Below are 17,816 nucleotides of genomic sequence, written 5' to 3'. Positions count from 1 at the left end.
AAACCACAAAAGAAGTGGGAAAGCTGACAGGAACCTGTCACGTCATCAAAAACATTGGCAAACGGCTGAAAACATGCGCTTCCTGCTGATCGAGGACAACGAAAAACTGGCAAAAGCCATTGTTGATCGGCTGAGTCTGGACGGGCATGTGGTCGATCACGCGCCTGACCTGGAGACCGCTGCGGACTGTCTGGCCTCGACGGCTTACGAACTGATTCTGCTCGACATCATGCTCCCGGACGGGGACGGCAGAACATTTCTCGAGACCCACCGCACGGGCGACAATGACACGCCGGTGATCGTCCTGACCGCGCGCTCGGAAGTGTCCGACCGCGTTCGCATGCTTGACCTCGGTGCCGACGACTACATCACAAAGCCGTTCGATTTTTCCGAACTGGAAGCCAGGTGCCGCGCCGTGCTCCGGCGCCGTCAGGGGGCGGCCCGTAACCAGAAGACCTTCGAGGACGTGGTTTTCGATCCCTTGGCAGGGACCGTCGCTGTCGCTGGAGAGGTCTCTGATCTTAGGAACCGCGAACTGCGCCTTCTGGAAGTCTTCTTCTCCGCACCGGACATGATCTTTTCAAAATCGCATCTGGTCGACCGGCTGTTTTCCTATGACGAGGACGTTTCGGAAAATGCGATCGAGGTCTATGTCGGCCGGGTCCGCAAGAAGTTGCAGGGCGGTCGCGTCAGGATCGAGACCGTGCGCGGCGTCGGCTACCGGATGACCGCCACATGACGACTGTCCGCGCGCGTGGTTCCCTTCGCAGACGCCTTCTGCTTCAGCTTCTTCTGGTGGCGGCAATTCTCTCCGTCGCGCTTTACTTCACCGTGCGCGCCCTGGCCCAGCAGGCCGCAGAAACGACGCAGGACAATATTCTGATCGCCTCCGCCACGGCGATTTCGGAGGCGGCCCGGGCCGAACGGGGCCAGATCCTCGTGGACGTCCCCTATTCCGCGCTCTCCATGCTCGGCTCGATCGCAGAGGAACGGGTGTTCTACCGCGTCACGGCGGACGATCTGACGGTGACCGGCTATGATGACCTGCCCATGCCGCCAGCCGCATCGGAAGTCGGCGCGCCGGTCTTTACAACCACGGTCTACAAAAGTGACGAAGTGCGCGTTGCCGCGCTTCCGCGGCGTCTCACTGTGGGCGACGAAACCGTGATCCTGACGGTTCTGGTCGCCCAGACGCGCCTGGGGCTCGCAGCCGTTTCGCTGCAGATCTCCATCGCGGCGGCGGCGGCCGGCGTCGGCTTCTTCCTGCTGTCGGGCGCGCTCAGCTGGTTTGCCACCAACAATGCCATGCGCCCGCTCAACCGGCTTGCGCAGTCCGTCGAGCGCCGCGGCCCGCAGGATCTCAGTCCGGTGGAGACATCCGCGCCGACGGAGCTGGTTCCCCTGCTCCAGTCGCTCAACACCTTCATGGCCCGCCTGAGCGCGTCACTCGCCCGGACGGAAGACTTCATTGCCGAAGCCGCCCACCACGTCCGCACGCCGCTGGCAACCGTGCGGACACAGTCCGAAATCGCCATGCGCAGCGTGCGCAAGCCGGAGAACAAGCAGATCCTGCGCGAAGTCATCCGCGCTGCGGACGAAAGCTCGCGTTCCGCCGGTCAGCTTCTCGATCACGCCATGGTGGCACTGCGCTCCGACAACCTGGAAAAGGAACGTCTGAACATGAAGGATCTGGCCCAGGACGTGATCCGGTCGATCAGCCCGACCGCGGATCTGAAGGACATCCGCATCACCTGTTCCGGTTCCGATACCACAAGTTCGGTGGAAGGGGATCCCATCCTTCTGCAGAACGCCCTGCGCAATCTGCTCGACAATGCAGTGAAATATTCGCCCGAGGACAGCCGGATCAAGGTCGAGATATCGGAAGCCGCAACCACCGTTCAGGTCGATGTGCTGGACGAAGGCAGGGGACTTGGTGACGGCGACCGGCAGCACTTGACGCAGCGCTTCGGACGGGGAGACAACGTAAAGGACATCATCGGATCGGGACTCGGCCTGACGATCGTGGACGAAGTCGTGCGGGCGCACGGCGGAACGCTGGCATTGACCGACAATCCGGAAGGGAGAGGAACGTGCGCCTCCATCACCTTGCCTTCGGCCTGATCGCAGGCCTGATCCTGCTGGCGACCACGGCGCATGCATTCGTCGCCGAAGAGGAACGTCTGTTCGACGTCGACAATCCGTCGGCAACGCTGAACATCATTTCAACGGCCGACCTAGACATCTTCTCCCCCCTTGTCGACGCCTTTCAGGAGCGCAACCCGACAATCCGTGTGCGCTATGTCACCGCGTCGAGCAGCGAGCTCATGAAGGCCCTTTTCGACGAAGGTGCTGAATTCGACATCGCCATCTCTTCCGCCATGGACCTGCAGACGAAGCTCGTCAATGACGGCTTTGCCGAGCGGCATGTTTCCGCGGAAACCGGATCCCTGCCCGCCTGGGCGAAGTGGCGGGACCGGCTGTTTGCCTTCACGCAGGAGCCCGCGGTTCTGGTCTATTCGCGGGAAGCCTTTGAAGGCCTTCCACAGCCCACCAACCGGGACGAGCTGATCGCGCTTCTGCGCGAAAACCCCGACAGGTTCAACGGCCGGGTCGGCACCTACGACATCCGCGAAAGCGGTGCCGGGTATCTCTTCGCAACTCAGGATTCCCGGCAATCGGAATCGCTCTGGCGCATGGCCGAAGTCATGGGGAGACTGAATGCCAGGCTCTATTGCTGTTCCAGCCAGATGATCGGGGACGTCGTCGATGGCCAGTTGGCGCTGGCCTACAACGTTCTCGGCAGCTACGCGGCCGCGCGCCTGGAAGAGCATCCGGACCTGGATATCCTCCAGTTCAAGGATTTCACGACTGTAATGCTGCGCACGGTTCTGATCCCGAAGACTGCCCGGGATACCGATTTGGCCGGCCAGTTCATCGATTTCCTCGTCTCGGTCGAAAACCGTAAGCTCATCGAAGACCTGACCGGGTTGCCGTCGATTGACCCGGCCGTCCTGCAACGGGAGGCCGCCTTCCGGCCGATCCGGCTCGGGCCGGGACTGCTGGTCTACCTGGATCAGCTCAAGCGCAGAACCTTCATCCGCGCCTGGCTGAACGCCATGGTGCAGCCATGAGCTCAGATTTCTTAAGCGCGGGAGCTTGCCCGGCTGACGACCCGAACCAGAACTCGCCGGACCGGAACAAATTGCATGTGTTTTGTATGTGATATTACTCTTAGAACAGCCACAAGACGAATTTACACTCATTAATTGTATAAAAATAAAACAAAATCAAAAATTGCCGAAAATCTGCTACAAGGAATGATGAGTAATGAACATCAGAGCCCGCCTAAAGTAGCGCCGAAAATAAAGGCCGCTCCCAAAATCAGAAATATGTACTGGTGTGATTTTCCGCGCGATGCGCAGTTGCCAGAGTTTTGGAAAAGACGGCCTGTCATAGTTGTTTCAAGAATTCGTACGTTGCATGGAGCCGTAACTGTAATTCCTTGTTCAACGACTCCACAGAATGAAAACAAGTGGGCTGTTAAACTAAAAACATCCATCGACGGAAGAGAGTCATGGGCTGTTTGTGATAAAATTAGCACGCTGGCTGTGAGCAGATTAGTGCCGCATTCAGGTGTAGTTCCTAAACTGCCCCAAGAAGAATTTAGATTGGTTCTTGAAAAGCTTCTGGAATGGTTGCCGTCCCTCCCAAAGGAAAATTCTTGAAAATTCGGGACATTGTACCTATTCTGGGTACATACGCAGGGCGTGGAAACGTCTCTGTCGCCCTTACGGGCACTAACTACCAAGGCGGCCTTTTGGTCGCCTTTGGCTTTTTGGCGGAATATTTACCCCCTTGCCAAACCGCTGGAAGCTATCTGCTTAGGCTCTGGATCTAGAGCGTGAGCGGTTCGTCCGTGACAAGCACCCCGTCGGCGTCGCAATAGATGAACATGCCCGGTTCGATGAGAACGCTCCCGAAGGCAACGGGCACATCGATGGCCCCGGTTCCCGCTTTCGCGGATCTGACCGGGCTGGTTCCAAGCGCCTTGATCCCGAGATCGAGACCAGCCAGCATTTGCGCATCCCGGACAGCGCCGTTGATCACGATCCCGGCCCAGCCGTTGTTGATGAGCCGGTCGGCCATCCTGTCGCCGAGCAGAGCCGTGCGCATCGAGCCGCCGCCGTCCAGGACGATCACCCCACCATCGCCTTCGGCCGAGAACAGCTCTTCCTGCACGAGCTTGGTGTCCTCGACCATCACCGCGGTCCGGATCCTGCCGGCAAAGAAACGTTTCCGGCCGAAGTCGCGAAACGGCAACTGGACGAGGCGCACCTTGTCCGGATGGGCATCGTTGAGGTCGCATGTCGGATGAAATGTCACAGTGGTGTTCACGAAGGTTCCTCCAGGAGTTTGGCAGGATACAGCACCGCCCCCTCCATGAGGCGCCGCTGTGTGCGGAAAGTCCCGGCGCTCACCGCCTCGGTTCCGCCGGAAGCGCTGCGAACATCGGCCGTGACCGTCAGCACGCCCGACGGGGTTCCGACCCGAAGATCCTTGCCCTCGATCCCGGCGGTTTCCTGAACCAGGGAGCCGGGCACCTGCGCTGCAACCGCCGTGCACATCCCGCCGGTCAGCGTGATGGCCCGGTGGAAATTGCCCATGGAGACGAGACGCACGTTGAGGTCATGAGATGCCGTGTCATGGCGCGCTCCGTCAAGCGAAGTGAATTGAGACGCCGGCCCGAGCATGGCCACCTTGGGATTGGAGCGTTTCACCTCTTCTGGCGTCGCTGCCATGCCCATCGCGACGGCTCCCGCCCGGCGGACAGCCTCGATGCGCGACATCAGGTCCGTGTCACCGTCAAGGTCGCCCGGCTGTTCCGTTGCCGTCTTGCCGAGATCGGCCGCACGCACATAGACGACGGGATTGGCGGCATCGATGAGCGAGGCCTTTATCGGTCCAAGTCCTTCGACTTTCAACGTGTCGACCGCATTGCCGGTCGGCAACAGGTGGCCGGTCGCGGCACCGCCCGGTGTCAGGAACTCCAGAACGACCGGAGCCCCGGTTCCCGAAACACCCGGTATGGAAACATCGCCCTCTTCAACTGCCTTGCTATCCGCGACCGGGAAGCGGCTGTGGTAGATGCGCCGGGTGTTCGTGTCATAGATACGGACAAGCGCATCGGTCTGCGTGGGCTCAAGATCGATCATGCCCTCATCGACCGCGAAGGGACCGACACAGCTCGCCATGTTGCCGCAGGCCGACCCGTAATCCGCCAATGGCTCGTCCACCGCGATCTGCACGAATGTGTAGTCGACATCGGCATCGTCACGATCGGACGGCCTGACGATCACCACCTTGGACAGCGACGACAGTCCGCCGCCCATCCCGTTCAATTGACGGCCATAGGCATCGGGGCTGCCGAGCACATGCAGGAAGATCCGGTCCCGGACGGCCTGGCCGTCCGGCAGGTCCTTGCCGTTGAAAACGACCGCCTTGGATGTTCCGCCGCGATAGAAGGCAGCACGCAAGCGGTTCGGCATCAGGCTGCTCCTTGAAGAAAGTTGCGGAACGCGCGCGGCAGGAGACCGCCTTCGGCAAAGGTTGCGCGTTCACCGTCATTGTAGAGACGCAGATCCAGCGGTGTCATGTCGTAGCTGCCGTCCTTGCGGTGCACCGTCAGCATGGCGCCGGTCAGGTCCGCATCGAAGTCGATGTCATAGGTTTCGCTGCCGTCCAGCCCGAGCGTATGCCGCGTAACACCCTTCGGGAAACAGAGCGGCGCGATCCCCATATTGACCAGATTGGACCGGTGGATACGCTCAAAACTTTCCACGATCACCGCCCGGACGCCCGCGAGCCATGGCGCTTTCGCCGCCGTGTCGCGTGACGATCCGCAGCCATACTCCTTGCCGCCGATCACGACGAGTTTCTGCTCCCGCTCGAGATAGGTCTCGATCGCCTTGTAGATCGAGATGACATGGCCCTCGGGCTCGATCCGGGTCCAGGACCCTTCCTTGTCCGGCGTCATCTCGTTGCGCAGCCTGTAATTGGCATAGGTCGAACGCACCACGACATCCGAACAGCCGCGCCGGGTGCCGAAGGAGTTGAAGTCGCGCGGCGAAACGCCCAGCTTCTGCAGGAACTGTCCGGCTTCCGATTCCGGTGTGATGATCCCGGAGGGCGATATGTGGTCCGTGGTGACGCTGTCACCGAGTATGACCAGCGGCCGCAATCCTTTCAGGTTGCTGAGGGGCGGCGTCCTGGCGTCGATCTCGCGCACGAAGGGAGGAAACGAGATGTAGCTGGACGGCACCCATTCATAGGTTCCCTGCCCGGCCTCAAGGGCATTCCAGTGCGTGTTCACGTCGCTGATCGCCGCGTAGTTCGTGCTGAATTCCTCCGGTGTCACGAAGGTCTTGACGATCTCCGTCACTTCATCGGCGTTCGGCCAGAGATCCGACAGCATCACCGCATTGCCGCTCTGGTCGGTACCGAGCGGTTCCGTCGTGATGTCCTTGAGGATCGTTCCCATCAGCGCATAGGCGACCACGAGCGGCGGCGAAGCGATCATGTTGCGGGAGGCAAGCGGATGGATGCGCCCGGCAAAGTTCCGGTTGCCCGACAGAACCGCGATCCCCTTGATATCGTTTTCCTTGATGGCGGTTTCATGCGCCGGATCCAGCGGTCCGGACATGCCGTTGCAGGTCGAACAGGAAAACGCGGCCACTTCGAACCCGAGTGCGTCCAGCGAGGTCTGCAGCCCGCTCTTTTCAAGATATCCGGCAACCACCCTGGAACCGGGTGCGAGCGATGTCTTCACGTGAGGCGGAACTTTCAAACCGCGGGCAACGGCATTGCGCGCCATCAGGGCCGCCGTGACCATGTTGCGCGGATTGGCCGTGTTGGTGCAGCTCGTGATCGCGGCAATGATCACGTCGCCGTCGCCGATGTCGTGCTCCTTGTCCGGTACGCCGACACGCCGGTCAGTTTCCCCCTCAAGCCTCAGCCGGTCGCTGGCCTTTGCCAGATCGATACGCTGCTCGGGGCGCGACGGGCCGGACACCGACCGGCCGATGCTGCCGAGATCGAGCCGGACCACCTCGTCATATTCGATCGCCGGATCAGCGCCTGTGACCCACAGGTCCTGCGCCTTGCAGTAGATCTCCGTGTTGCCGGCCGCCTCACCGCGCCCCGTGTCACGCAGATAGGCCGTCGTGCGTTCGTCGACCGGACAGAACACCATCGTCGATCCGTATTCGGGCGCCATGTTGGCGATGGTCGCGCGGTCCGCGACGCTGAGCGTTCCGTATCCGGGACCGAAGAGCTCGACGAACGTGTCGACGACACCGAGCGCGCGCAGCCGTTCCGCGATCACCAGCGCAATATCGGTCGCCATGATGTCGTCCGACGGAGCACCGCTGATCTCGAGACCGATCACGCGCGGAACGTTGACGGGTGTCGTCTCGCCGAACAGCACGGCCTCCGCTTCCAGCCCGCCGACGCCCCATCCCATGATGCCGAGCGCGTTGATCATCGGCGTGTGGCTGTCCGTTCCCAGACAGGAATCGGGAATGAGAAGACCCGCGTCCTCGTTCGAGGGCAACACGGTCTGTCCGAGATATTCAAGGTTCACCTGGTGGCAGATGCCGCCGCCCGGCGGCATGACACGCAGGCGCGGGAACCGGGTTTCGCAGGCTTTCAGAAAGGCGAAGCGTTCGCGGTTGACTTCGAATTCGCGGTCCATGTTCTTTTGCAGGGCGAACCTGTCCGCCCAGTGGTTGATCGACATGGAGTGATCGATCACGAGATCGACGGGCAGGCTCATGTCAACGCTGAGGGGATCACCGCCCTGCTCTTCCAGCAGGTTGCGCATCGCCATGATGTCGATCAGCGCCGGGATGCCCAACATGTCATGCAGCAACAGCCTTGCCGGCCGGAACGGCACCGCAACGCCGTTGCGCGCGAGCACCTCGAACGCCGCTGCGCCCTCTGGAGAATGACGCGCGGCGTTTTCGGCCAGGAGCCGCAGGGAATACGGCAGGCTCCGGTATCTGTCACCCAGAATGCCCCGGTAATCTGCCGCCTGAAATGATGAATTCGCGATCGGATGGGTACGCACTTTGCCTCTCCTCGGTTGATACAAAGCTAGACAGTCCGTGGGGATTGCAGCAAGGTGCTTCTCACATCGTTTCACCTGACAGAACGCTCATGGCCGCAAATCGCACCGAATCCGTGGAAAGGGCACTCTCCATCCTCAGCGCCTTTTCGACCCAGAAGCCCACCATGACCCTGGCGGAGATCGCCGAGGAAACAGGCCTGCACAAAAGCACGATCCTGCGCCTGACGAACTCCATGCAGATCTACGGGTTCATCCAGCGCGACGACGACGGCCGTTACAGTGTCGGTCCGAGTGTCTGGCGTCTCGGCCTGATCTTCCGGCGGGATTTCACCAGGCGGGAACATGTCGCTCCCTCGCTTCGGATCCTGGCCGAAGCGACCGGTGAAACGGCCTCGTTTTACGTGCGTGTCGGCAATGAACGTGTTTGTTTATACAGGGAAAATTCTCCTAATTTGCTTCGTTTCCATGTCGAGGAAGGCATGCGGCTGAAGCTCTCGACCGGCGCGTCCGGCCTCGTGCTGCGTCACTTCTCCGGAGACGATGTCGGCGATCTCGGTCTCTTCAACAGGAACGGAACTGTCAGCACGGTGGGTCAGACCAATCCCAACATCTCCTCCGTCTCCACACCGGTTTTCAAAAGCACCGGCGAGCTTGCCGGAGCGCTCACGGTTTCGGGTCTCGCCACCCGGTTCGACGAAGACGCGCGCGCCAGCGCCATCCCCCTTCTTGAGAGCCTCGCCAAGAGCCTCATGACGGCAGACTGAATGTTTCACCTGACAGAACGCCTCCCGGCGCTGCTTGCTAATCAACAAGGCTCGGATTAGTCAGATGCACAAGGCACCCCAACCGGAGTTCGCGAAGATGATGAACCACGAAATCAACAAGGCGTTTCGGGAACGCCTCGCGCGTGGCGGCGCCGTCCTGATGCCGGGGGCAGCCAATGCCTTGGCCGCACGGGTCATTGACGGACTCGGGTTCGAGGCGGTCTATATTTCCGGTGCAGGCCTTACCAACACCTATCTCGGCATGCCCGACCTCGGGTTCATTTCGCTGCCCGAAATCGCGCAGCACGCGTCGGCGATCCGCAACGTCACCAACCTTCCGATCGTTGTCGATGCGGACACCGGCTTCGGCAACGCGCTCAACGTCACCCACACCGTGCGCACCCTTGAGCGCGCCGGGGCCAGCGCCATCCAGCTGGAGGATCAGGTCAATCCGAAACGCTGCGGCCATTTTTCGGGCAAGGACGTTGTCGACCTTGCAGAAGCGCGCAGCCGGATCAAGGCAGCGGCTGACGCGCGCATCGACCCGAACTTCCAGATCGTCGCACGCACGGACGCCTGCGCGACACACGGCTTCGACGCCGCGATCGAACGCGCCGAGGCCTTCATCGAAGATGGCGCGGACATCACCTTCATCGAAGCACCGCGCAGCCTTGAGAACATTCGCGCGATCCCCGAAAGGCTCTCCGGCACTCCGCAGCTCATCAACCTCGTCGTGGGCGGCAAGACGCCGATCCTGGATTTCTCCGATCTCGATGGCATGGGTTTCGGACTGGTGCTCTACGCCAACGTCGCACTCCAGGGAGCCCTCAAGGGCATGCATGAAGCTCTGGCAGTGCTGAAATCGGACGGCCGCATGGATGAAGGCGACCTCGTCGCAAGCTTCGAAGTCCGCCAGAATTCAGTCCACAAGGACTTCTACGACGATCTCGAGAAACGGTACGCTGCCGATTAGTACGTTAGGTCGATCGCCCGCTCGGGCCCAAATTTCCGTATTCTTCATGTTGCATGAAAGGCAGCTCTATCAAACCATGGCCTCAGCTGGCCCTGTTTGCTTCGCGCCATTCGGTGGGTGTCTGGTTTTCCCACTTTTGGAAGGCGCGAAAGAACGACCCCTGATCCTCGTACGCCAAAAGGAAGGCAATTTCTGAAAACTCCAGGTTCGGCTGTGACAGATACTCTTTGGCCAGCTCTCTTCGCGTTTCCGACAGGATTGTTTGAAAGCTGTAGCCTTCTTCGCGAAGGCGCCGTTGCAAGGATCGTTCGCTGACCGCCATGTCCTCAGCTATGTTTGCCAGGTTCGGTTTCCCGCCCGTCAGTCGACGGTGAAGATGCCAGCGTACTTGCTGACTGTATGAACTCTGGCCTTTCGAGTTTTCTGCCAGACGGTTCTCTAGAGCCGTGTCCAGCATTTCGAGGAGTTCCCGGTTGTACTGAATGAATGGCAGATCGAGATCGCTGCGACGGAACACAAGGCGGGCCTTGCGCGTATTCCATTTGATCGGACAGTCATACCAGTCTTGCAGTTTCTGGCTGCGACCTCGGGTAAACTCGATCCTCTTGGGCGTGACTTTTGTTCCCGTACAAATCCTGGCCATGTTGACAAAGAACACGAAGGTCGCGTCGATATGCCCTTCTGGGATAGGCGTCTTGGCCGTTGGGAACGACAAGGAAATACTGAACTCACCACCAGCATCGGTCAGCTCGAAGACCTCTGGTGCCGAGAGTGCCTTGTATCGCGCCATTCGGTATATCGCGTCCCCAAAGTCCTTTGCATGGAAAAGAACGATGAAGTTGGGAGGCAATGCCCCGGTGTTCGTCTGAACGGCGAGATCATGCGCGGCGTCCCGCCCACCCAATACTTCGATGGCTCGCCACAGCTCAAATGCCTGATCGATGGACATGACTGCCCCGTTCGCACCTAACGCGATCGGGAGCCTGGCTTCACTGAGGATAGCGGAACGTTTGAGTCCGATCGCTTCGGCAGCATTCCAGAACTCGTCGGTGCATTTCACTCGATCTCGCGTCATGTTCTGACTCATTCTTCAGCCTTGTCTGATCAATCAAAGCACAAATACGCCCGCAAACCACGCCAGAGCTATCCTAGATCGCGCATACTGCTTCCAGGCCTGCTTGCCACGAAGCCGATACCAAGCCGCCCGGTCAGTACCGAGCCGGGGTAGGCAGAGGTCATAGGGTAATGACCTCTAACCCAATAGCCTTATCGGTTGAAGAACTCGGCCACAGCGTCAGTCGATGCTTTCACGGCTTCAGGCTTGTAGTAGAAATCCACGTGTGAGAACTCGTCAAAAGCCAGCTCTTCATGCTCGTTGGTCAGCTTCTCAATGAAGGCAGTCGAGCAGATCGCCGTGACGGCATTTGTGCCATAGACGGTCAGAGATGGCTGCGTAATCTTGTCTGCATAGGCTTCACAAATTGAGAACAGCGACTGCATTGGCTGATCGCCGATATGCATGTTGGTGTAGTTGGGAACCGCAACCGGACCCTTGGCGCCATCACGACCGTAGTAGTCATAGGTTTCCCCTGCCATCGGATTGATACCCAGATCAATGAAATCCTGCCGGGACATCTCGTCGTTCAGGCCGAAGGGGGCAACGTAGTCTGGTTCACCGGTCTCATATTGTTTCTGCATCGAGGCATTTGCAGCATCGATAATCTGATTTGCCATCTCGCGGTCAGTCCACTGGAACGCGTCCGAGGCCATCATTCCCGACACCATGGCGATTTTCTTGATGCGGTGGTCGGTTACCGCTGCCGACGCGATGGTCTGGCCACCCTGACAGACACCAAGGCCGTAGATCGTCTTAACGAAAGGCAGCGTGCCCAGATAGGACACCGCGTCCCACGTGTTTTCGATCAGCCGGAAATTGTAGCGCGATTGCTTGAATTCACCCGGCAGCGCGGGGCTGTCGCCCATGCCGAGGTAGTCGAACCCGAGATAGATGAAGCCGCGTGCGGCCATTTCCGGCCCATAGGTTGCGGGGATCTGGTCTTTGACCTGAGGGAACGGGCTGGCCCCCACGATAGCCTTGTATTTTTTTGTCGCATCAAAACCTTCGGGAAGGTAGAGATCGCCCGCCAAATCCACGCCGAAAGACTTGAAAGTGACAGCGTTTTTGCCGGCAGAAAGTGTCATGATTGAATTCCTCAGTTGGTATTGGCCTCTGTCTCGAACTGGATAACAACCTTGGTTCCGCCGATGCCGCCAAACTATTCGCAGAACGCGCCAAAATCTGATCTGCCAGAGCGGGCTTAGCCAACGCAGCTCTTGAGGAGAAAGATCGGGAAGCGGCCGCATGGATGAAGGAGACCTCGTCGCAAGCTTCGAAGTCCGCCAGGATTCAGTCCACAAGGACTTCTACGACAATCTCGAGAAACGGTACGCTGCCGATTAGATCTGTAGGATTGATTGATCCAAAAGGTGGCCCCGAGGCGACATTCGGAGCTGGTCCACGAATGCCCGCAGTGCGGACAAGGCGCACGTTCCACGGCTGCAATATGTTCCAGAACAACTGTGAAAAGTTCGGGCGTGTGACGTTTTAATCTCCGCAGCCGCCGCCATCTCCCGAGCCACAGTCGCCTGCATCCTTGTCGGAGAAAGGGTCACCGGACTCGAAAATCAACGTGAACTCACCTTTGGTGGTCAGGTAATTGAGCGTGGTTGCAAATATCAGGCTCGAGATGCAAAGCCAAAACACCCAAAACAAGAGATTGCCGCCATGAGCGATCGAATTTACACCGATGCAAACGAACACAGCCGAGAAGATCAGAGCGACGAAAACTCCAACTTTATCGTTCAGCTTCCAAATTCCTTTTGGGGGTGTTCCAAACAAGTCTTTGTACGCATTAATGGTGGCTTTGTAGTCATCCAAGTGTTCCGGGCCTTTGGCGCCGGGGTTGTGGTGGACCGGTTTGCCCAGTTTTTTGCAGAAAATGTCCCAATAGTCGCGGCTGTGCTGCATGTGCAGATGCCAAACCAAATCGACTGCTTTTGAGGGGACGTTGCGCTCTGGTCGTGTGGCGCAAAGATACATGAACTTTAGATATTCGGCGATCGCCACAGTTGCTGTATCGAGAGAGATGCGGTTTTCGACCATCAGTTGTTTGATAAATGGCGTACCTGCAGCATCATCAGGCATCTTGTGCGTCTTGATCAGCTCCCATAGCTGAGTATTCAGAGAGGTCATCGGAGCCTCCTATGTTTTCTCTTTTCTACACTTTTCGATTAGCGCGCAAATGTAACAGGTATGTGACACACGTCGAAACCCACACGCGAAGCAGCGACTGGAGATGTGTTTCCAGTCAAACCAAACTGTCTGGTGCTTTTGGATCTGGAGCAGAAAATATCCGGCGCTGCTTTGGGCTCAATGCCGGCCTTCGCTGCGGCTTGAATGCACGTCCACAAGTGACCCGATTCGACCGGGTCGGAATTCATGGGTCAGAACCCTAGGGTCAGGACTCATTAATTTGGATGAATTGGTAGGGATGAATTTGTTCGGATACGAGGCGCAAAGCTGCAGGAAACCGTCCGGTTTCCAACGATTTGCAACGATGTTGCCGGGCAAATTCACCCTATCCCTGCGGGACGCAAAAACGGCTTCGGTCTGCTTCGTCAAACCGCTCAACCGGGCAGAAAGCCCGCTTGTCGCGCTTTTCCTTGCAGCTCATTGCCGTTTGCTGCGCCAATTCAACCTAATTAATGGGTCCTGACCCTAGACTGCCTTCTTGTTAAAGAGGACAGAAGGCAGCGGTGGCAAAAGAGCTTTTACTCCAGCACGATCTGTTCGAGCCTTGATGCGGCATCCTGAAGCTTCGGCAACTGGGTGATCAGGCTTTCGATGTTGTGCCGCTGTCTCGGCGCGTGAATCGACAATGTCGTCATCAGGCGCCCCCTGTCATCGCGGATCGCAACGGCAACGGCCGTCATGCCGTCCATGAATTCCTCGTTGTCGACCGAAAACCCGCGCGTCTTCGTATCCGCCAGCTCGCGTTTCAGCGCCTCGGGTTCGACCAGCGTCTGCTCTGTCCGCCGCTCCAGCTCCACAGAAGACAGGAGCCGGTCGAGAACCGACCCCGGCAGTGTCGAGAGATACATCTTCCCGCTGGCGGTGCTGTGAAACGGCACCTGTGTACCGATCGGCAGCTGAATGCGCAGCGGCCAATGCGTCTCGACGCGGTCCAGATAGACCATGCCGTCACGGCCGGGTGCTGCAAGGTTACAGGTCTCGCCCACCTCCGAGGCAAGATCCCGCATCACCCGGAGGCGCTCGGTCCGGATGCGCTGCGACGACAGCGTGTTCGTCGACAGCTTTCGCATCCGTTTGCCCGGACCATAGGACCGCCCGTCAAGGCTGCGTTGCAGGAACCCCTCGGTTTCGGCGGTATGAAGCAGCCGGTGAACGGTCGGCTTCGGCAATCCGACCAGCTCGCAAAGAGTCGAGGGGGCGACCGGAACCCCGGCTCTCGCGACCTCCTCCAGAATGACCAGCAAACGCAGGTTCGTCGGTATTTTTCCTGCTTCTTCTGTTTCGTGGTCGTCTGACATCTTCGGCAATCATCGGTTCGGCAGCAGCATCAACGCCAGTTCAGGGGTCAGGGACACGACGATCCAGACACTGATCAGGGCGACTAGGTAAGGCACCGTATAGCGAAGTAACCGGAAATAGGGAACTCCCGTGACGCCGGACGCCACATAAAGGTTGAGCCCGTAAGGCGGCGTAATGAAACCGATGGATGCACCGACAAGGAAGATCACGGAGAAGTGGATGGGATCCACCCCGACCGATGCCGCGATCGGAGCCAGGATGGGCGCCAGGATGATCGTGACCGGAAGGCTCTCCAGAACCATGCCCGACACGAACACGATGATCATCGATGTGAACAGAACGGCGTGGTACCCGCCCATCGACGTCACGAAATCGCCGATCGTCGCCTGCGCTCCCAGGAGTGACAGGATCTGCTGCATCACGACCGATATGGCGATGAGCGGTGCGAGGATCCCCGTGATCTGGGCCGAGCGGATCACGATGGACGGAACCTCCCTGACCGTGAAGCCCTGAACCACGAACATCTCCGCGTAGCTTTTTTCGTTAACCGGCCGCTCGCCGCGTTTGCCGAGGATCTTGTTCAGCGGGTAGCTGATGAAACCGGCGAGCATGCAGAAGCCGACGGTCACGCCTGCCGCCTCGGTCGGCGAGAACTTGCCCGTGTAGATGCCCCACAGCACCAGCCCGATGGCAAAGAACCCGAGCCACGCTCCGAAGGCGGTTTTCAGGATGCGGTTCAGCTGGAACGGGATCAGGAACCCCCAGCCGTTGAGGCGGCAGATGATCCAGCAGGCTACCTGCATGCCGATGACCATCAGCGATCCGGGAATGATGCCCGCGACGAAAAGATCGGAAATCGGCAGGTTCATCAGGAAGCCGTAGACGATGAAGATGATCGACGGCGGAATGATGATCCCGACCGTGCCGCCGGCCGCGGCCGTTGCCGCCGAGAAGCGCTCGTCATAACCGCCCTTGACCATTTCCGGATGAAGCATCGACCCGATGGTCGCGGTCGTCGCGGAGTTCGATCCCGAGATCGCCGCGAACAGCCCGCAGGCACCGAGCGAGGCCATTGCCAGCCCGCCCCTGAGCCAGCCGAGAACGGCATAGGCGAAATCCGATAATCGTCGGGCAATTCCGGAACGGTTGATAAGGTCGCCGGTCAGGATGAAAAGCGGCATCGCCAGGAGCGCGAAGCCCTTGTTGAAAACGTTCAGAAGCTCTGCACCGAGATTGTCGAGTGTCAGGCCGAGAACGAAAGAGCAGCCGATCACCCAGTAGGCGATGACCAGCAGAACCGGGACGCCGATCATGAACAGGATCGTGACGCCTATGGAAATCAGGGTTACCCATGTTGCATCGGTCATCAGGTGTCCTCCCCGATCACGGCCTGCTTGATCAGCGGCTGGTTGGTGCGCCAGTTGCGGATGTCATCGAAGAGGTTTTCAAGCACCCTTGCCGCAAGAAGCAGGAAGGACAGCGGCGCGGTGAGCAGGAACCACCACTGCATGACGTTGTCGGTCCCCAGCACGATCTGGAAATTCGAGGCGGAAAGCGCCGTCAGCCTGAGGGTCGTTACCAGAACGATGACGGCGAAGATGAACCAGAGGACGGCATCAAGGCAGAGGCACGCCATCTGTCCCCATCGCGGCATCACCGATCTGAATTCGGAGAAACTGAGATGCGTGCGCAGGCGCACGTTAAAGGCCGCTCCGAACCATGTCATGATCATGAAAAGCAGCGGCGGAATGGTGGTGGACCAGGGTTGCTGGTTTGCAAACACGAACCGGTCGATCACACCCCAGAAGATGATGAAGGCAATCGCCAGATAGCTCCACACCATGATGGTGCGCTCCAGATGCCGGTCGAGAAAGGGCACGAGCCGATAGATGAGAACGATGAGCAGGCCGCCGACCAAAGTCACAAAGGCACCCAGAACCCAGGCGGCCTCCGATTTCAATGCGTTGCGGATTTCCCAACTGTCTTGCGATGCAAAAGCGCTCAGGATCGCGCCAAGATCCGACCAGATTGCCATCTGCCCCTCCCTGTTCCGCCGGTTTTCCCGATCTGAAGACGAATAGGGCTGGCGCGTATTGGACGCGCCAGCCCGGTCAGCTTAAAGGGTAATCAGCCTTTCCACCAACGCCGTGGTTCGACGTTCTCAGGCTTCATGTCGGCCGGAATGCGGCGTGCGATGTCGTAGATCTCCTGGTAGGTGTCGATGCCACCGGCCCAGCCGTTCAGACGATCGCGCCATTCCTGCCACAGCTGCGGCTGGAACTCGGGCGAGCACATTTCTTCCGCAAGCTTGATCTCGCTCTCCGGCAGGAACGCCGGACGCACGTTGTTTTCGACGAAGATCGTGCCCGGAAGCTGCGGATCGGAGAAACCGACCGTTTTTACGAGTGCGGCTTCGTTGGCCGCCTGCACGTGTGCCTGTGCCCAGTAGGCGGATTCCATGACAGCGTCCTGCAGATTGCCTTCAAGGCTGTCGAAAACGCTCGCCGACATCGACGTGTGCTCGGTGCCGCAGAAGAACTTGAGGTCGACCGACTGGCTGACAACGGGTGACATGTTGGCGTAGGCCACGGCACTCGCCCAGGTCTCGGCGCCGTCGATCAGGCCCTGCTTCAGGCCGTCGAGCGTTTCTTCCCAGGCAACCGGAACCGGGTTCAGGTTCAGCGCCTTCATGGCGATACGGCCAAGCTGGGTACCGGTCACGCGGTTCTTGGTGCCGAACAGTTGCTCGAGCTTCGTGACCGTCGGGCGGTCTTCCCAACCAAGGCCGAGCTGGATACCGCGCAGCTCGCAGTGGCTGAACAGGAACTTCAGGCCGTGGCGCTTCTCAAGCGGATCACGCAGGATCTTCTGTGATTCCGGGCTGTAGAGGAAATAGTACTGCGATGCCCGGCCCGGGAACATGAACGCATAATCCAGGACGTTGAGATAGGGCGCGCCGCCGGCCGAGTTCTGTGTCGACGCGGCATAGATGTCGATGATGCCCTGCTGGGTTTTTTCCACGCAGGAAAGCTGACCGCAGATCTGGTTGTCGCCGATGAACTCGATACGGATTTCACCGTCCGTGCGTGCTTCCAGATCCCGCGCAAATTCGAGTGCGCCGGCCCGTTCGATCAACAGGTTCCGGGCATTGAAGCCCGCCGCGCCGAACTTCAGCGTATGCTTGGCCGGCTTGGAAAAGCGCTTGTCGTAGGTTGATTCTGCCGCCGAGGCGAGGTTGGCAAGGCTCATTGCACCGCCGAAGGTACCCGCTGCAAGCAGCGTCGAGCTCATCCCGTAAGTACCTGCAACGCGGAACAAATCGCGCCGAGAAATCCTGCTTAG

16 protein-coding genes are annotated in these 17,816 nt (G+C 59.2%); 6 read left to right on the top strand and 10 right to left on the bottom strand.

Annotated elements, in window-relative coordinates; translation table 11 throughout:
- Positions 1-73 precede the first annotated feature (73 nt).
- The 4 genes from ACO08A_RS19040 (at position 74) to ACO08A_RS19025 (ending at position 3,725) form a co-directional block, all read left to right on the top strand.
- The gene (locus ACO08A_RS19040) at positions 74-739 is read left to right on the top strand and encodes a response regulator transcription factor (protein ID WP_319383244.1); all 666 of its coding nucleotides are present in this window, start codon (positions 74-76) and stop codon (positions 737-739) included.
- Positions 736-2,121 carry a sensor histidine kinase N-terminal domain-containing protein gene (locus ACO08A_RS19035; RefSeq protein WP_422037531.1) on the top strand — a complete coding sequence of 462 codons (1,386 nt, stop codon included), beginning with the start codon at positions 736-738 and terminating at the stop codon, positions 2,119-2,121. Before ACO08A_RS19040 ends, ACO08A_RS19035 begins: the two co-directional genes overlap by 4 nt.
- A complete protein-coding gene (locus ACO08A_RS19030; protein ID WP_422037530.1) occupies positions 2,091-3,131 on the top strand; it encodes an ABC transporter substrate-binding protein in 1,041 nt (346 codons plus the stop codon). The genes ACO08A_RS19035 and ACO08A_RS19030 overlap by 31 nt, the downstream gene beginning before the upstream one ends.
- Before the next feature lie 135 nt (positions 3,132-3,266).
- Positions 3,267-3,725, top strand: a complete 459-nt coding sequence (locus ACO08A_RS19025; protein ID WP_422037529.1) for a type II toxin-antitoxin system PemK/MazF family toxin — start codon at positions 3,267-3,269, stop codon at positions 3,723-3,725.
- Between the two features lie 169 nt (positions 3,726-3,894).
- Here ACO08A_RS19025 and rraA read toward each other — a convergent pair whose 3' ends face one another.
- From rraA to acnA, 3 genes are read right to left on the bottom strand one after another with little or no spacing between them, the layout of a single operon-like run.
- Positions 3,895-4,395, bottom strand: a complete 501-nt coding sequence (rraA, locus tag ACO08A_RS19020) for a ribonuclease E activity regulator RraA (protein ID WP_422037528.1) — start codon at positions 4,393-4,395, stop codon at positions 3,895-3,897.
- Positions 4,392-5,546 carry a PrpF domain-containing protein gene (locus ACO08A_RS19015; RefSeq protein WP_422037527.1) on the bottom strand — a complete coding sequence of 385 codons (1,155 nt, stop codon included), beginning with the start codon at positions 5,544-5,546 and terminating at the stop codon, positions 4,392-4,394. Before ACO08A_RS19015 ends, rraA begins: the two co-directional genes overlap by 4 nt.
- Entirely contained in the window at positions 5,546-8,125 is a 2,580-nt protein-coding gene (gene acnA / locus ACO08A_RS19010; RefSeq protein ID WP_422037526.1) for an aconitate hydratase AcnA, read from the bottom strand. The genes ACO08A_RS19015 and acnA overlap by 1 nt, the downstream gene beginning before the upstream one ends.
- Positions 8,126-8,214: 89 nt before the next feature.
- Between acnA and ACO08A_RS19005 the strand changes: the two genes are divergently transcribed.
- A complete protein-coding gene (locus ACO08A_RS19005; RefSeq protein ID WP_422037525.1) occupies positions 8,215-8,889 on the top strand; it encodes an IclR family transcriptional regulator in 675 nt (224 codons plus the stop codon).
- Positions 8,890-8,953: 64 nt separating this feature from the next.
- The gene (locus ACO08A_RS19000; protein ID WP_422037523.1) at positions 8,954-9,862 is read left to right on the top strand and encodes an isocitrate lyase/PEP mutase family protein; all 909 of its coding nucleotides are present in this window, start codon (positions 8,954-8,956) and stop codon (positions 9,860-9,862) included.
- An 82-nt stretch (positions 9,863-9,944) separates the two neighbouring features.
- Here ACO08A_RS19000 and ACO08A_RS18995 read toward each other — a convergent pair whose 3' ends face one another.
- The 7 genes from ACO08A_RS18995 to ACO08A_RS18965 all read right to left on the bottom strand — a co-directional run bounded on the left by ACO08A_RS18995 (position 9,945) and on the right by ACO08A_RS18965 (position 17,765).
- On the bottom strand, positions 9,945-10,949 hold the full coding sequence (locus ACO08A_RS18995; protein ID WP_422037522.1) for an AraC family transcriptional regulator ligand-binding domain-containing protein: 1,005 nt from the start codon (positions 10,947-10,949) through the stop codon (positions 9,945-9,947).
- A 179-nt stretch (positions 10,950-11,128) separates the two neighbouring features.
- Complete coding sequence (locus tag ACO08A_RS18990) at positions 11,129-12,064, bottom strand: alpha/beta hydrolase (RefSeq protein WP_422037521.1); 936 nt, start codon at positions 12,062-12,064, stop codon at positions 11,129-11,131.
- A gap of 403 nt (positions 12,065-12,467) precedes the next feature.
- A complete protein-coding gene (locus tag ACO08A_RS18985; RefSeq protein WP_422037520.1) occupies positions 12,468-13,115 on the bottom strand; it encodes a glycine-rich domain-containing protein in 648 nt (215 codons plus the stop codon).
- A gap of 578 nt (positions 13,116-13,693) precedes the next feature.
- Positions 13,694-14,473 (bottom strand): IclR family transcriptional regulator, encoded by a 780-nt coding sequence (locus ACO08A_RS18980; protein WP_422037519.1) that lies wholly within the window; start codon positions 14,471-14,473, stop codon positions 13,694-13,696.
- Positions 14,474-14,482: 9 nt separating this feature from the next.
- Complete coding sequence (locus ACO08A_RS18975) at positions 14,483-15,841, bottom strand: TRAP transporter large permease (RefSeq protein ID WP_422037517.1); 1,359 nt, start codon at positions 15,839-15,841, stop codon at positions 14,483-14,485.
- Positions 15,841-16,509: a TRAP transporter small permease gene (locus ACO08A_RS18970; protein WP_422037516.1), complete on the bottom strand. Its 669-nt coding sequence runs from the start codon at positions 16,507-16,509 to the stop codon at positions 15,841-15,843. Before ACO08A_RS18970 ends, ACO08A_RS18975 begins: the two co-directional genes overlap by 1 nt.
- A gap of 92 nt (positions 16,510-16,601) precedes the next feature.
- Positions 16,602-17,765 (bottom strand): TRAP transporter substrate-binding protein, encoded by a 1,164-nt coding sequence (locus tag ACO08A_RS18965; protein WP_422037515.1) that lies wholly within the window; start codon positions 17,763-17,765, stop codon positions 16,602-16,604.
- Between the last annotated feature and the right edge of the window lie 51 nt (positions 17,766-17,816).

Source organism: Roseibium sp., from assembly GCF_965232425.1.
Taxonomy (GTDB): domain Bacteria; phylum Pseudomonadota; class Alphaproteobacteria; order Rhizobiales; family Stappiaceae; genus Roseibium.
The sequence above is the reverse complement of the archived record's forward strand: the minus strand, read 5'-3'. Positions and strand labels throughout refer to the sequence as shown.